The following is a 14,731-nucleotide window of genomic DNA, read 5'->3' as shown; positions in this document are numbered from 1 at the left end:
GCGCAAGTGCCACGCCGGCGTGCCGGGATGCGGCCAGCGGGGCGTCTACAGCCGGGCATTCATTTCTGAAAAGGTCACCGCACGTCACGGCATCATTCCGACCAAGCGCGACCTGCAGCGACGAACTAACGAGACTGGCGGCACCACCGCAGGCTCGAGGCTCGCAAGACCGATACCGAAAAACCTACAAGGGGCTCGGAATCTTCAAGACCGGCGGCTGCACGATCCCCCCATTGAAGCAGAGTAGTTTATAAACTACAATCACAACATGATCGAATTGAAGCAGGCAGACGTTTTTGAGAAATGGTTTGCTGATTTGAGGGACCAGCGCGCCAGGACTGCCATCGCGTCCCGTCTTGACCGACTGGCCTTTGGGCATGCGGGCGATGTCGAGCCGGTAGGCAACGGCGTTAGCGAGCTTCGGATTCACTACGGCCCCGGATACCGGGTCTATTTTCAACGGCAAGGCAACACCATCATCGTGCTGCTGTGCGGTGGCGATAAGGACAGCCAGCGGCGGGACATAAAGGCCGCGCTGCGTCTTGCCGATGAATTGAGGAAATGAACATGACCGTGAAACTGACCACATTCGACCCGGCCCAGCACTTGCAAACAGATGAAGCCATTGTGGATTTCATGGCGGAGGCGTTCGAGAGCAATGACCCCGCATATGTGGCGCATGCGCTTGGCGTGGTCGCCCGTGCGAAGGGAATGACGCAGATCGCCAATGACACCGGCCTGTCCCGCGAGCAGCTGTATCGCTCCCTGAGCGAAGACGGCAACCCCACGCTGCGCACCGTGTTTACCGTGCTCAAGGCGTTGGGCGTCGAACTGACCGCCAGGGGCCCAATTCTGCCTACAGCCGATCGACGGGGATCTTGAGATAGATCATGCCGTCGGGCTCGGCCGGGGGCAGGTGGCCCGCACGGATGTTGACCTGGATGGACGGCAGGATCAGCGTGGGCATGCCCAGCGTGGCGTCGCGACGGGTGCGCATGGTCACGAAGGCCGCTTCGGTGACGCCGTCGTGCACGTGGATGTTGCCGGCGCGCTGCTCGGCCACGGTGGTCTGCCAGGCGGGCGAGCGGCCTTCGGGCGGGTAGTCATGGCAGACGAAGATGCGCGTGTCGGGCGGGAGCGCGAGCAGGCGCTGGATGGAGCGGTACAGCGACGTGGCGCTGCCGCCGGGGAAATCGCAGCGCGCCGTGCCCACGTCCGGCATGAAGAGCGTGTCGCCCACGAACACCGCGTCGCCGATGCGGTAGGCCAGATCGGCCGGCGTGTGCCCCGGCACGTGCAGGCACTGCGCGGTGAGCGCGCCGATGGCGAACGACTCGCCATCGGCAAACAGATGGCCGAACTGCGAGCCATCCAGCGCGAACTCCGGCTCGAGGTTGAAGATGGGTTTGAACACGCCCTGCACGGTGCGGATGTGTTCGCCGATCGCGATGGTGCCGCCCAGCTCGCGCTGCAGCCACGGCGCGGCCGACAGGTGATCGGCATGCGCGTGGGTTTCGAGGATCCAGGCGGTGCTCAGGCCGAGCGCGCGTACGTAATCGCGAATGCGCGCCGCGCCCGTGGTGCGGGTGCGCCCCGACTTGGGATCGAAATCCAGGACCGGGTCGATCACCGCACAGGTGCCGCCCGGCGCATCGTGCACGACATAGGAGACCGTGCCGGTGGTGTCGTCGAAAAAGGCGTGGATGTGTGGCGTCATGGCGAATGCGGATCGGCGGCGCGATGGCCGCGCCGTTCGATCCATCATATCCGCTCGTCCCGGCGCGGGACAACGCGCTCAGTCGTAGCTGCGCGCGTCCTCGATCACCTTGCCGTCGTTGGGCAGCGCGCCCGGCGCCAACCACTGCACGTCGGCGCGCAGCTTCGTCACCTCGCGCACCGACTCGGCGATGCGCGCGGCGAGCGCGTCGTCCGGCGCGTCGGATTCCACGTGCAGCACCATGCGATCGTTGCCGGTGGCGCCGCTCACGACCAGACGCGCCCGGCCGATGCCGGGATGGCGGCGCAGCACCTCGGCCACCTGCGACGGATGCACGAACATGCCGCGCACCTTGGTGGTCTGGTCGGCGCGGCCGAGCCAGCCGCGGATGCGCACGTTGGTACGTCCGCACGGCGACGCGCCCGGCATGATGGCCGACAGATCGCCGGTGCCGAAGCGCACGAGCGGGTAGTCGGGATTGAGCGTGGTGACGACCACCTCGCCGACCTCGCCGTCCGGCACGGGCTCGCCGGTGCCGGGGCGCACGATCTCCAGAATCAGGTCCTCGCCCAGCACCAGGCCCTCGCGGGCCGGCGTCTCGAACGCGATCATGCCGAGATCGGCGCTGCCGTAGGCCTGGTAGCCCGCGATGCCGCGTGCCGCCAGCCAGTCGCGCAGCGAAGGGGGGAAGGCCTCGCCCGACACCAGCGCGCGCCGCAGCGAGTCCAGGCGCACGCCCAGTTCGTCGGCCTTCTCGAGAATGATCTTGAGAAAGCTGGGCGTGCCGGTGTAGCCCGACGGCGCGAGATCGGCGATGGCGCGCACCTGCTGTTCGGTCTGGCCGGTGCCGCCCGGAAACACGGTGCAGCCCACCGCATGCGCCGCCGTCTCCATCATGGAGCCGGCCGGCGTGAAGTGGTACGAGAAGCAGTTGTAGGCCAGCTCGCCCGCGCGAAAGCCGGCGGCATGCAGCGCGCGTGCGAAGCGCCAGTAGTCGGCGCGCCCGCTCTCGGGTTCGTAGATCGGGCCCGGCGATGCGAACACGCGCAACGCCTCGCCCCAGCCGATGGCGGAAAAGCCGCCGAAGGCCCGCTCGGGCCCCTGCGCCGTGGCGCTGGCGCGATGGGCCTGCTGACGCTCCAGCAGTTCGTGCTTGCGCAGCACCGGCAGCGTGGCCAGCGCCTCGCGGCTCGTGATCCGGGTGGCATCGATGCCGGCGAGATGCGCGGTCATGGCGCTCGCGCGGGCCTGGGCATGCGCGATGGCGCCCGGCAGGGCACGCATCAGCGCCTGCTCGCGTTCGGCCGGCGGTCGGGTTTCCAGTGTGTCGAAGAACTCAGACATGGGTTCGCACCCTCAGATGTGCGCGTTGGCGGGGTTTCCGTGGCCTGTCTCAGGCCAGCCAGCGTTTGCGCCGGCGGTAGAACTTCTGATCGCGAAAGCTCTTGCGTTCGCCGCTGGAAATGCCGAGATAGAACTCTTTGACGTCTTCGTTCTGCGCCAGCTCGGCCGCCGCGCCGTCCATCATGACGCGGCCGTTCTCGAGGATGTAGCCGTAGTCGGCGTAGCGCAGCGCGATGTTGGTGTTCTGTTCGGCGAGCAGGAAGCTCACGCGCTCGCGCTGGTTCAGGTCGCGCACGATCTCGAAGATCTCTTCGACGATCTGCGGCGCCAGTCCCATCGAGGGCTCGTCGAGCAGAATCATGTTGGGGCTCGCCATCAGCGCGCGGCCGATCGCGGTCATCTGCTGTTCGCCGCCGGACGTATAGCCCGACTGGCTGGTGCGGCGCTGCTTGAGCCGCGGGAAGTACTGGTACACGCGATCCAGGGCGGCGCTCACTTCGCCGCGCGAGAGCTTGCGCGTATAGGCGCCGGTGAGCAGGTTGTCTTCGACCGTGAGGTGGGCGAAGCAGTGCCGGCCCTCCATCACCTGCACCACGCCGCGCTTGACCAGCTCGGCGGGCGACAGCCGGTCGATGCGTTCGTCGCGATACTGGATCGAGCCCTTGGTCACGTCGCCGCGTTCGCCCTTGAGCAGGTTCGAGACGGCGCGCAGCGTGGTGGTCTTGCCCGCGCCGTTGGCGCCGAGCAGCGCCACGATCGCGCCTTCCGGCACGCGCAGCGACACGCCCTTGAGCACCAGGATCACGTGGTTGTAGATCACTTCGATGCCATTCACATCGAGCAGCACGCGGGCGGCCTCGGGGGCAGCGACAGGCTGGGGAGCTGCGGTCATGGGAAATCCTCGGTAAGGCGGCCGCCGGCAGCGCCGGCGGCCTGGGTGCATCAGGCGGCGCGCACGCCGCCGTCCATCAGCCCTCGCACTTGCGCGGCGTGATGTTCTTCTCCTTTGCGTACTTCGCGGCGGCTTCCTTCACGAGCGGATCGAGCAGCGCCTTGTCGGCCTGGTACCAATCGCTCTTGACCTCGAACTTCGCGCCGTCCCACTGCACGATGCGGGCCCAGTCATCGCCCATGTGGTTGGCGCACGAGGTCTTGACCGGACGCATGATGTCGCCAAACCCGAGTTCGTTCAGGCGATCCTGCGTGATGTTGAGGTTCTCGAAGCCCCAGCGCACCTGCTCCGGCGTGAGCGCCTTGCCCTTGCCGTACTTCTCCTGCGCGGTGCGGATGGCCTCGACCTGCATCATCGAGATCATCATGCCACGCGTGTGCGCGATGGTGCCGAGCGTGTTCTTCGCCGTCTTGTCGGCGCCCTGGCCCTTGTCGTAGACGAACTTCTTCAGATCGTCGTAGACCTTGCCGGTGGCCGAGCTGTTGTGGATCGTGATGGCGTTGTAGCCCTTGGCGACGTCACCGAGGTCTTTCACGTCGCCTTCGGAGCCGGCCCACCAGATCGCGTACATCTTGTCGCGCGGGTAGCCGCTGGCCTGGGCTTCGCGGATGGCCGTGGGCGTCATGATGCCGGCGCTCCAGAGCAGCACGTAGGCCGGGCGCTGCTGGCGGATCTGCAGCCAGGTGGACTTCTGCTCCACGCCCGGCGCGGTCACCGGATACATCAGCAGCTCGAAGCCCTCTTTGGCGGCGCGCTTCTGCAACAGCGGGATCGGCTCCTTGCCGTAGGGCGAGTCGTGATAGACCAGGGCGATCTTCTTGCCCTTGAGCTTGTCCATCCCGCCTTCCTTCTTGGCGATGTCCTGGATCATCACGTCGGCCGCGGTCCAGTACGTGCCCAGCAGCGGGAAGTTCCATTCGAACACCGAGCCGTCGACCGATTGCGACAGGCCGTAGCCCATGGTCTCGACCGGCACCTTGTCGACGATGGCCTTGTCGCTCACGGCGAACGTGATGCCGGTCGACTGCGTGTCGAAGCCCGAGGCGCCGGTGCCGCGGCCCTTCAGGCGCTCGTAGCATTCCACGCCGCGGTCGGTGGCGTAGGCGGTTTCGCATTCCTCGTAGGTGATCTTGACGCCGTTGACGCCGCCGTCACGCTCGTTCACCAGCTTCAGGTAATCGAGCTTGCCATCGGCCCACGGAATGCCCAGCGGCGCGAACGAGCCCGTGCGATACACCAGCAGGGGCACGAACTGCTCCTCGGCGGCGAGCACCGGGGTGGCGATGGCGCCCAGTGCGCCGGTCGCGGCCATGACGGCAGCCGCCAGTTTCAGGTTGAGTCGCTTCATCTCCATATACCTCCTGCGTGGTGTTCGAGTCGGACACCGGGGTTGGCCCGGTCTACGCCGGGTGTCGTGATTGCGTGGTCCGCGCGCCATGCGCGGGCCGCACGCGAAACCATCAATGCGGGAAAGGCCAGATGCGAAGTTTTTCTTTGCCGATGCTCCAGAGCCGCGCCAGCCCGTGGGGCTCCGCGATCAGGAAGAACACGATGAGCGCGCCGAACACCATGTGCTCGACGTGAGCGGCGGTATCGACCGACATCGACATGCCGAGCATGTGCGGAATATTGGTGAGCGCCACCGGCACGAGCACGATGAACGCGGCGCCGAAGAAGCTGCCGAGGATCGAGCCCAGTCCGCCGATGATGACCATGAAGAGCAGCTGGAACGAGCGGTTCAGGTCGAAGGCGAGCGGCTCCCAGGAGCCCAGGTGGATGTAGCCCCACAGCGCGCCGGCCACGCCGACGATGAACGAACTCACCGCGAACGCCGACAGCTTGGCGTACATCGGCCGGATGCCGATCACCGCGGCGGCCACATCCATGTCGCGGATCGCCATCCACTGGCGGCCAATCGCGCCACGCACGAGGTTCTTCGCCAGCAGCGTGAACACCACCACCAGGATCAGCACGAACAGGTACTTCTCCAGCGCGCTTTGCACCGGCAGGCCGAAGGCGGTGAGCGGCGGCACCGAGACGTTGCCCGACGAGGAATAATTGGTGAAGAACGGAATGCGCAGAAACGCCCAATCGACGAAGAACTGCGCCGCCAGGGTGGCGACCGCCAGGTAGAGCCCGCGGATGCGCAGGCTGGGAATGCCGAAGACCACGCCCACCAGCGTGGCGAAGCAGCCGCCCAGCAGGATCTGCAGCAGCAGCGGCATGCCCGGAAAGCGCACGCCGAAGTTCCAGGCGGCGTAGGCGCCCACCGCCATGAAGGCGCCGGTACCGAGCGAGATCTGGCCGCAATAGCCCACCAGAATGTTGAGGCCGACCGCGGCCAGCGCCAGGATCAGGAAGGGGATCAGAATGGCGCGCAGCAGGTAATCGCTGGCGAGCGCCGGGATGGCGACGAAGGCCACGGCGAGCAGCAGGGCCATGACGATGCGGTCCTGGCGGATCGGAAAGATCTGCTGGTCGGCGCGATAGCTGGTCTTGAACTGGCCGTTTTCGCGGTAGAACATATTTTTATCCTCAGACCCGATCGATGATCTTTTCGCCGAACAGCCCTTGCGGACGGAACAGCAGGAACACCAGCGCCAGCACGTAGGCAAACCAGATTTCGATGCCGCCGCCCACCAGCGAACCCAGGTAGACCTCGGACACCTTTTCGCCCACGCCGATGATGAGGCCGCCGATGATGGCGCCCGGCACGGAGGTCAGGCCGCCCAGGATCACGACCGGCAGGGCCCGCAGCGCCGCGGTCGAGAGCGTGAACTGCACGCCGAACTTCGATCCCCAGATGATGCCGGCCACCAGCGCCACCAGGCCCGCCACGCTCCACACGATGACCCAGATGCGATTGAGCGGGATGCCGATGGACTGCGCGGCCTGGTGATCGTCGGCCACCGCGCGCAGCGCCCGGCCCGTGGAGGTGAACTGGAAGAAGAGCGCCAGCGCGGCGACCAGCAGCGCGGCGATCACCGCCGCGGTGAGATCCTCGAGATTGATGAGCAGGCCGCCCTCGAACACCGATTCGAGAATGATCGCGGGATCCTTCGGCATGCCGACGTTGATCGAGTACACCGAGCTGCCGAAGGCGATCTGGCCCAGGCCATCGAGAAAGTAGCTGATGCCCAGCGTCGCCATGAGCAGCGTGGTGGCCTCCTGGTTGACCAGGTGGCGCAGCACGAAGCGCTCGATCGCGACCGCCAGCACGAACATCAGCAGCGCGCTCACGATGAAGGCGAGCACATTGGCGATCAGCATGTGCTCGAAGCCCAGCCAGCGCGGGATCCACTCCGAGAAGCGCGCCATCGAGAGCGCGGCCACGAGCACCATGGCGCCCTGCGCGAAGTTGAAGACGCCCGATGCCTTGAAGATCAGTACGAAACCCAGCCCGATGAGCGCGTACAGCATGCCGCTCATCAGTCCGCCGAATACCGTTTCCAGGAAGAATGCCATGCCCAATCCCCAGATGTTGTCGTTGTGCGCGCGTGCGCCTGTGTGCGGTCCGAGGCCCTAGTGCGACTGCACGCCCAGATAGGCGCGGATCACATCGGGATGGGTACGGACTTCGTCGGGCGTGCCATCGCCGATCTTCTTGCCGTAATCGAGCACCACCACGCGGTCGGAGATATCCATCACCACGCCCATGTCGTGCTCGATGAGCACGATCGTGGTGCCGAACTCGTCGTTCACATCGAGAATGAAGCGGCTCATGTCCTGCTTCTCTTCGATGTTCATGCCCGCCATGGGTTCGTCGAGCAGCAGCAGGCGCGGCTCCATCGCGAGCGCCCTGCCGAGGTCCACGCGCTTTTGCAGGCCATAGGGCAGACGCCCCACGGGTACCTTGCGGTAGGCCTGGATCTCGAGGAAGTCGATGATGTTCTCGACGAACTGGCGATGGCGGGTTTCCTCGCGTTCGGCCGGGCCCAGGCGCAGCGCCTGTGCGAGCAGGCCCGACTTCATGCGCAGATTGCGTCCGGTCATGATGTTGTCGAGCACGCTCATGCCCTTGAAGAGCGCGAGGTTCTGGAAGGTGCGCGCGATGCCCATTTCGGCGGCCCGGCGCGGGTTCATGCGCGAGAAGCGCTGGCCGCGCAGCTCGATGCCGCCCTGTTGCGGGGTGTAGACGCCGTTGATCACGTTGAGCATCGAGCTCTTGCCGGCGCCGTTGGGGCCGATGATCGCGCGGATCTCGTGCTCGCGCACGTCGAACGAAATGTCGGTGAGCGCGCGCACGCCGCCGAACGACAGCGAGATGTTCTGCATGTCGAGCATCACGGCGCCGATGCGCTGGTCGCGGGAGAGTTGGCTGTTCATGTCAGGCGGCCCGGGCGGTGATGGCGGGATAGGTCTTGGCGGGCTCGATATGCAGATCGGCCGAGATGCTGCCGACCCGGCCGTCCTCGAACTTGACCTCGGTCTCGATGAACTGCGAGGTCCGGCCTTCGTAGAGCGCGTCGATCAGTACGCCGTACTTTTGCGCGATGAACGCGCGCCGCACCTTGCGGGTACGCGTGAGCTCGTCGTCGTCGGGATCGAGCTCTTTGTGCAGGATCAGGAAGCGCGAGACCTGCGAGGCCGCCAGGCGCGGATCCTGCGCGAGGTCGGCGTTGACACGCTCGACGCAATCGCGGATCAAGGCGTAGACCTCTTTTTTGCCGGCCAGATCGGTGTAGCCGGCATACGGCAGGCCGCGGCGCTCAGCCCAGTTGCCGACGGCCTCGAGATCGATGTTGATGAAGGCGCAGACCTCGTCGCGATTGGCGCCGAAGGCCACGGCCTCTTTGATGTGCGGGAAGAACTTGAGCTTGTTCTCGATGTACTTGGGCGCGAACAGGCTGCCATCGGCGAGCTTGCCCACGTCTTTCGCGCGGTCGATGATCTTGAGCTGGCCGTCGGTGTCGAGATAGCCGGCGTCGCCCGTGTGGAACCAGCCTTCGGCGTCGCGCGCCTCGGCGGTGGCGCTCGGGTTGCGGTAATACTCCTTGAACAGCCCCGGGCTCTTGACCAGGATCTCGCCGTTCTCGGACACCTTGATTTCCACGCCGGGCACGGGCGGACCGACGGTGTCGTCGCGCACCTGACCATCGGGCTGCACGCACACGAACACCGAGGTTTCGGTCGAGCCGTACAGCTGCTTGAGGTTGATGCCGATCGAACGATAGAACACGAACAGGTCGGGCCCGATCGCCTCGCCGGCGGTGTAGGCCACGCGGACGCGGCTCATGCCGAGCGCATTGCGCAAGGGGCCGTAGATGAAGACATCGCCCAGCCGGTAGCGCAGGCGGTCCCAGGCGTTCACCGATTCGCCGTCGAGGATGCGCGTGCCCACGCGGCGCGCCAGCGCCATGCAGGCGCCGAACAGCTTGCGCTTGATCCAGCCCGCATCTTCCATGCGGATCATCACGTGCGTGAGCAGGCCTTCGAGCACGCGCGGCGGCGCGAAGTAATAGGTGGGGCCGATGTCGCGCATGTCAATCGACACGGTGTCGGGCGACTCGGGATGATTGACCGTGAAGCCCGAGACGAGCAATTGCGTGTACGAGAACATGTTCTGGCCGATCCAGGCGGGCGGCAGATAGGCCAGCACGTCTTCGGCGTCGGTCAGCCGCTCCATCTCGGAAACCGCGCGTGCGCGGTCGATCAGCGCGTGGTGCGTGAGCACGACGCCCTTGGGCTTGCCGGTGGTGCCCGAGGTATAGAACATCGCGGCGGGATCGTGCGGCTGCACGGCGGCCACGGCGCGCTCATGAAAATCGGGGTGGGCCTGCGCGTGCGCGCGGCCCTGTTCGAGCAACTGATCGAACGACTTCAGCAGCGGGTCGGCGTAATGCCGCAGACCGCGCGGATCGTCGTAGACCACATGTGCGAGCGCCGGGCACTGCGCCCGCACCTCGAGCATCTTGTCGACCTGCTCCTGATCTTCGACGACCGCGACGCGCACTTCGGCGTCCTGCAGCACATAGACCATCTCTTGCGCCACGGCATCCTGATAGAGCGGCACCGGGATCGCGCCGAGCGATTGCGCGGCCATCATGGCGATGTAGAGGCGCGGGCGGTTCTCGCCGATCACGGCCACGTGCATGCCCGGCTCGATGCCGAGCGCGGACAGGCCGTGCGCGATGGTGCGCGCCTGCTCGGCAACCTCTGACCACGTGAGCGTCTGCCAGATGCCGAGGTCTTTCTCGCGGATGGCCGGGCGCGAGCCGCGCACCCGGGCGTGTTCAAGCAACAGCGCAGGAAAAGTCTGCGCAGCTGCCGGCTTCATGGCTGAAGCGGGCTGAGAAGGCGCCACGTTGTCTCCTGTCCGTTCTGACTGCCACGTGAGTCTTGCGCGTGATGCGCGCCCCGCGGCATGCCGACCGGTTCGTTTTAGATTTACGGCAGCACTTAAGGTATAAGGTTGGGTTGCTACCGACTGTCACCATCACGACATTCCAGGAACATTTAGGGTATTCCCGATGCAGCTTGCCGAATCGCTCCAGCTCGCCGCCGCATGGTTCCGCGTGCTCGATCCCGCACAGCAGGCGCGGGTGGAGCGCGACGTGTCCGTGCAGCAAGTGCAAGCCGGCTCGATCATAGAGCGCAAAGGCGATCTGGCCCAGGCCTGGATCGGCGTGCTCGCGGGTCTGGTCAAGGTGTCGGTGGGCAATGCCGAAGGCAAGGTCGCGTCGCTCACCGGCGTGCCGGCCGGCGGCTGGATCGGCGAGGGCTCGCTGCTCAAGCGCGAGGTCCGCAAATACGATGTGGTCGCGCTGCGTGATTCGGTCGTGGCGCGCCTGCCCGCGGTCACGTTCGAGTGGCTGCTCGACAGCAGCATTCCGTTCAATCGCTATCTGCTGCACCAGCTGAACGAGCGCGTGGCGCAGTTCATCGGCAAGGCCGAGCACGATCGCCTGCTCGATCCGGATGCGCGCGTCGCGCGCTGCCTCGCCGAACTCTTCAATCCGCTGCTGTATCCGGGCATGGGCATGCGCCTGGCCATCACGCAGGAAGAAGTGGGCTATCTGGCGCGCGTGTCGCGTCAGCGCGCCAACCAGGCGCTGCGCAAGCTCGAAGAGGCGGGGCTGCTGCAGGTGGAATACGGCGCCGTGCGCGTGCAGGACCTCGATGGCCTGAAGCGCTACGGCGCCGATGCGGTGATGAGCGACGAGCCCTGAGCCGCCTCAGTGGCCGCCGCCCAGATAGGCGGCCACCACGGCGGGATCATGCTTGAGCTGCTCCGCCGGCCCGTGCACCGAGATGCGGCCGTTTTCCAGCACATAGCCATAGTCGGCCACGTTCAGCGCGGCCGCGGCGAACTGCTCCACCAGCAGCATGGTCACGCCCTGCTCCTTGAGCCTCGCGATGATGCGGAACACCTCTTCGACCAGGATGGGCGCCAGGCCCATCGACGGTTCGTCGAGCAGCACCAGCTCGGGGCTCAGCATGATGGCGCGCGCCATGGCCAGCATCTGCTGCTCGCCGCCCGACAGCGTGCCGGCCAGCTGATCGCGCCGCTCTTTCAGGCGCGGAAACAGATCCATGGCGCGGTCGAGATCGCCGGGCACGTCGCCGCGGGGACGCCGGCCGGTGAGGCGCGGAAACGCGCCCAGCAGCAGATTGTCGGTCACCGACAGCGAAGGAAACACGCGCCGGCCTTCGGGTGAGTGGGCCAGGCCGAGCCGCGCGATCTGATGCGATTCCATGCCATCGATACGGCGACCGCCCAGCGAGATTTCGCCCGCGCTCGTGGGGATCATGCCCGAGAGTGCCCGCATGGTCGTGGTCTTGCCCGCGCCGTTGGAGCCGATCAGGGTCACCACCTTGGCGCGCGGCACTTCGAGGCTGATCCCGTGCAGGACCTTGACCTTGCCGTAGCCGGCTTCGAGATTCTTGATTGAGAGCATCGTTCGTCTTCCCGCTTATGCTTGCGCGCCGCCCAGATAGGCTTCGATGACTTTGGGATTGGCCTGGACTTCGGCCGGCAGGCCCTCGGCGATCTTCTGGCCGAAGTCGAGCACGGACACGGTGTCGCACACGCCCATCACCACGTCCATGTGATGCTCGATCAGGATCAGCGTGATGCCGTGGTCGCGCACCTTGCGGATGATGGTGAGCAGCTCCGCGATGTCCGGCGCGGTCAGGCCGGCGGCGGGCTCGTCCAGCAGCAGCAGTTGCGGGTCGAGCGCGAGTGCGCGCGCGATCTCGAGCAGGCGCTGCTTGCCGTAGGGCAGGTTGCGCGCCTCCTCGTCGGCCAGCCCGTCCAGACCCACGAACTCGAGGAGCGCCAGCGCGCGGGCTCGCGCACGCTGCTCTTCGTTCTTCCAGCGCGAGGTGCGCAACGCGATGTTGGCCAGCCCCGTGGTGAAGGTGTGGTGCAGGCCGACCAGCACGTTCTCCAGCGCCGTCATCTCACCGAACAGCTGGACGTTCTGGAAGGTCCGCGCCACGCCATGCGCGGCGATGTCGGCCGGGGTCTTGCCCACCAGCGACTTGCCGCCGAACTCCACGCTGCCCGCCGTGGGAATGTAGATGCCGGTCAGCACGTTCATCATGGTGCTCTTGCCGGAGCCGTTGGGTCCGATGAGGCCGTGGATGGTGCCGCGGCGCACGTGCAGATCCACCTGATTGAGGGCCTTGAGGCCGCCGAACTGCATCAGCACACCGCGCGCCGACAGCAGCTCTTCGGCAGCACCGGCGCCCGCCTGCGGCACGGCTTCGGTGTGGTCGGCGAGCTCCTGGCGCACCTTGAGCGCCGCGCGCCGCGTCGAGAAGAACTGCTGCCGCACGAAGCCCACGATGCCGTCGGGCAGGTAATACACCACGAACAGGATCATCAGCCCGAAGATGCTGAGGCGCCAGTCGGTCAGCGCCTCGAGCCAGTACGAAAACACGGCGAGCGCGATGGTGCCCACCACCGGCACGGCCACCCGGCGCGGCGCCACCTGGCCGCGCGACACGGCCAGCGCGCAGCCGGCCGTCACCACGATGGCGACCGTCAGCGCGATCATGCGGAAGGTGCCGATGTCATCGAGCATCTTGGGCAGCAGCACGATGATGGACGCGCCCAGCAGCGCGCCGGTGCGGGTCTTGCGGCCGCCCATGATGATGGCGAGCAGGAACAGGATCGTGAGTTCGAAGTTGTAGGTGTTGGGCGAGATGTACTGTTCGGAGTAGCTGTACAGCGCGCCCGCCAGCCCGGCGAAGCCGGCGCTGATCACGAACGCGATCACCTTGTGTCGATACACCGACACGCCCATGCAATCGGACGCGATCGGGCTGTCGCGCAGCGCCTCGAAGGAGCGGCCCAGGTGCGACTTGAGGATGCGGTGCACCACGATGAGCGCGAGCACCAGCATCAGGGCCACCAGCCAGAAGTATTCCTGCCGGCTCAGGACATGGCCCGCGATCGAGGGCTTGTTGATCTTGATGCCGAGCGGGCCTTCCGTGAGGAACGTCATCTCGTTGATCAGGATCTGGATGATGGTGCCGAACGCCAGCGTCACCATGGCCAGGTACGGCCCCGTGACGCGCAGGGCGGGCAGGGCCAGCACGGCGCCGAACACCGCGGCCACCGCGATGGCGGCCGGCACGGTGACCCAGATCGGCATGCCGAGATGGAAGAACAGCACGCCCGCCACGTACGAGCCGATGCCGAAGAGGCCGGCATGGCCGAGCGAGACCTGGCCGGTATACCCCACCACGATGTCGAGCCCGAACAGCAGGATCGCGTAGATCATGATGGTTTCGATGAGGTGCAGGTAGTACGTGTTCGTGATGGCCAGCGGAATGGCGGCCAGGCACACGACCCCCACGGTGGTAAGCGCAAGATGCAACGGTTTCATGGCTTACACCTTCTTGATGGCGGTCTTGCCGAACAGGCCGGCGGGTTTGAAGGCGAGGACCAGCAACAGCAGCACCAGTCCGGGCACGTCCTTGTAGCCGGTCGATAGGTAAAAGCCGGTGGTGGTCTCGGCGATGCCCAGGATCAGGCCGCCCACCACCACGCCCATGCCGCTGGACAGCCCGCCGATGATGGCGACCGCGAAGGCCTTCAGGCCCAGCACGGCGCCCATGGTGGCGCCGGTCAGCGTGAGCGGCGCCACCAGCACGCCGGCGAACGCGGCGGTCAGGGACGACATCGCATACGAGAAGGTGATCATCAGCCCGGTGTTGATGCCCATCAGGCCGGCGGCGCTGCGGTCGTTCGACGTGGCGACGAAGGCCTTGCCGTAGATGGACTTGCGGTTGAACAGTTCGACCAGCAGCATCATGGCGAGTGCGCCGAACACCACCAGCAGTTCCATGGGCAGCACATTGGCGCCCAGCAGCGAGATCGGTGCCTCGGGCAGGGGCGACGGGAAGCGCAGGTCGTCACGGCCCCAGACGTTCTCGGCCACGTTGCGGAAGATGATGCCCAGCGCGATCGTGGCCATGATCCAGCCGAACTCGGAGCGCGTCTTGATGGCCGGCCGCACCCCCACGCGTTCGACGAACGCGCCCTGCGCGAAGCCGAACAGGCACACGATGGGAATCATGACCCAGTAGTTCACGCCCAGCCCCACCAGCGTGAGCCCGACCAGGGCCCCGAGCATGAGGGATTCGCCCTGACCGAAATTCAGGGTGCCGGAGGTGGCGAAAGTGAGCTGGTAGCCGAACGCGATGACGGCATAGATCATGCCGAGCGCGATGCCGCTATAGATGAGCTGTAGAAGAATCATCGTGAT

At 66.2% G+C, this 14,731-nt stretch carries 14 protein-coding genes; 3 read left to right on the top strand and 11 right to left on the bottom strand.

The features are described from left to right. The first annotated feature begins 268 nt into the window (after positions 1-268). On the top strand, positions 269-565 hold the full coding sequence (locus tag CAL25_RS23785; protein ID WP_094804693.1) for a type II toxin-antitoxin system RelE/ParE family toxin: 297 nt from the start codon (positions 269-271) through the stop codon (positions 563-565). A 2-nt stretch (positions 566-567) separates the two neighbouring features. Further along, a complete protein-coding gene (locus tag CAL25_RS23780; protein ID WP_094804691.1) occupies positions 568-882 on the top strand; it encodes an addiction module antidote protein in 315 nt (104 codons plus the stop codon). Here the strand turns inward: CAL25_RS23780 and CAL25_RS23775 are convergent. The 8 genes from CAL25_RS23775 to CAL25_RS23740 all read right to left on the bottom strand — a co-directional run bounded on the left by CAL25_RS23775 (position 857) and on the right by CAL25_RS23740 (position 10,317). After that, a complete protein-coding gene (locus tag CAL25_RS23775) occupies positions 857-1,717 on the bottom strand; it encodes an MBL fold metallo-hydrolase (RefSeq protein WP_094804689.1) in 861 nt (286 codons plus the stop codon). The genes CAL25_RS23780 and CAL25_RS23775 overlap by 26 nt on opposite strands. Positions 1,718-1,795: 78 nt before the next feature. Next, entirely contained in the window at positions 1,796-3,061 is a 1,266-nt protein-coding gene (locus CAL25_RS23770) for a phenylacetate--CoA ligase family protein (RefSeq protein WP_094804687.1), read from the bottom strand. 49 nt (positions 3,062-3,110) lie between these two features. Continuing rightward, positions 3,111-3,953 (bottom strand): ABC transporter ATP-binding protein, encoded by an 843-nt coding sequence (locus tag CAL25_RS23765; RefSeq protein ID WP_094804685.1) that lies wholly within the window; start codon positions 3,951-3,953, stop codon positions 3,111-3,113. Between the two features lie 76 nt (positions 3,954-4,029). Further along, positions 4,030-5,367: an ABC transporter substrate-binding protein gene (locus CAL25_RS23760; protein WP_094804683.1), complete on the bottom strand. Its 1,338-nt coding sequence runs from the start codon at positions 5,365-5,367 to the stop codon at positions 4,030-4,032. Between the two features lie 106 nt (positions 5,368-5,473). Beyond that, complete coding sequence (locus CAL25_RS23755) at positions 5,474-6,538, bottom strand: branched-chain amino acid ABC transporter permease (protein WP_094804681.1); 1,065 nt, start codon at positions 6,536-6,538, stop codon at positions 5,474-5,476. 10 nt (positions 6,539-6,548) lie between these two features. Continuing rightward, positions 6,549-7,478, bottom strand: a complete 930-nt coding sequence (locus CAL25_RS23750; RefSeq protein WP_094804679.1) for a branched-chain amino acid ABC transporter permease — start codon at positions 7,476-7,478, stop codon at positions 6,549-6,551. 57 nt (positions 7,479-7,535) lie between these two features. Continuing rightward, positions 7,536-8,339: an ABC transporter ATP-binding protein gene (locus tag CAL25_RS23745; protein ID WP_094804677.1), complete on the bottom strand. Its 804-nt coding sequence runs from the start codon at positions 8,337-8,339 to the stop codon at positions 7,536-7,538. A 1-nt stretch (position 8,340) separates the two neighbouring features. Further along, a complete protein-coding gene (locus CAL25_RS23740) occupies positions 8,341-10,317 on the bottom strand; it encodes an AMP-dependent synthetase/ligase (protein ID WP_094804675.1) in 1,977 nt (658 codons plus the stop codon). Between the two features lie 166 nt (positions 10,318-10,483). On the opposite strand from CAL25_RS23740, the gene CAL25_RS23735 reads away from it, so the two are divergent. Continuing rightward, positions 10,484-11,182, top strand: a complete 699-nt coding sequence (locus CAL25_RS23735; RefSeq protein WP_094804673.1) for a Crp/Fnr family transcriptional regulator — start codon at positions 10,484-10,486, stop codon at positions 11,180-11,182. A gap of 6 nt (positions 11,183-11,188) precedes the next feature. Here the strand turns inward: CAL25_RS23735 and CAL25_RS23730 are convergent, their stop codons facing one another. The 3 genes from CAL25_RS23730 to CAL25_RS23720 are packed head-to-tail and all read right to left on the bottom strand — an operon-like array spanning position 11,189 to position 14,725. Continuing rightward, positions 11,189-11,911 carry an ABC transporter ATP-binding protein gene (locus tag CAL25_RS23730; protein ID WP_094804671.1) on the bottom strand — a complete coding sequence of 241 codons (723 nt, stop codon included), beginning with the start codon at positions 11,909-11,911 and terminating at the stop codon, positions 11,189-11,191. 15 nt (positions 11,912-11,926) lie between these two features. Beyond that, the gene (locus CAL25_RS23725; RefSeq protein ID WP_094804669.1) at positions 11,927-13,849 is read right to left on the bottom strand and encodes a branched-chain amino acid ABC transporter ATP-binding protein/permease; all 1,923 of its coding nucleotides are present in this window, start codon (positions 13,847-13,849) and stop codon (positions 11,927-11,929) included. Positions 13,850-13,852: 3 nt separating this feature from the next. Next, entirely contained in the window at positions 13,853-14,725 is an 873-nt protein-coding gene (locus CAL25_RS23720; RefSeq protein ID WP_094804667.1) for a branched-chain amino acid ABC transporter permease, read from the bottom strand. Between the last annotated feature and the right edge of the window lie 6 nt (positions 14,726-14,731).

It is taken from the genome of Bordetella genomosp. 5 (assembly GCF_002261315.1).
Taxonomy (GTDB): Bacteria; Pseudomonadota; Gammaproteobacteria; order Burkholderiales; family Burkholderiaceae_B; genus Bordetella.
Note: the sequence above shows the minus strand (reverse complement) of the source record. Positions and strands in the feature narration are given on the sequence as shown.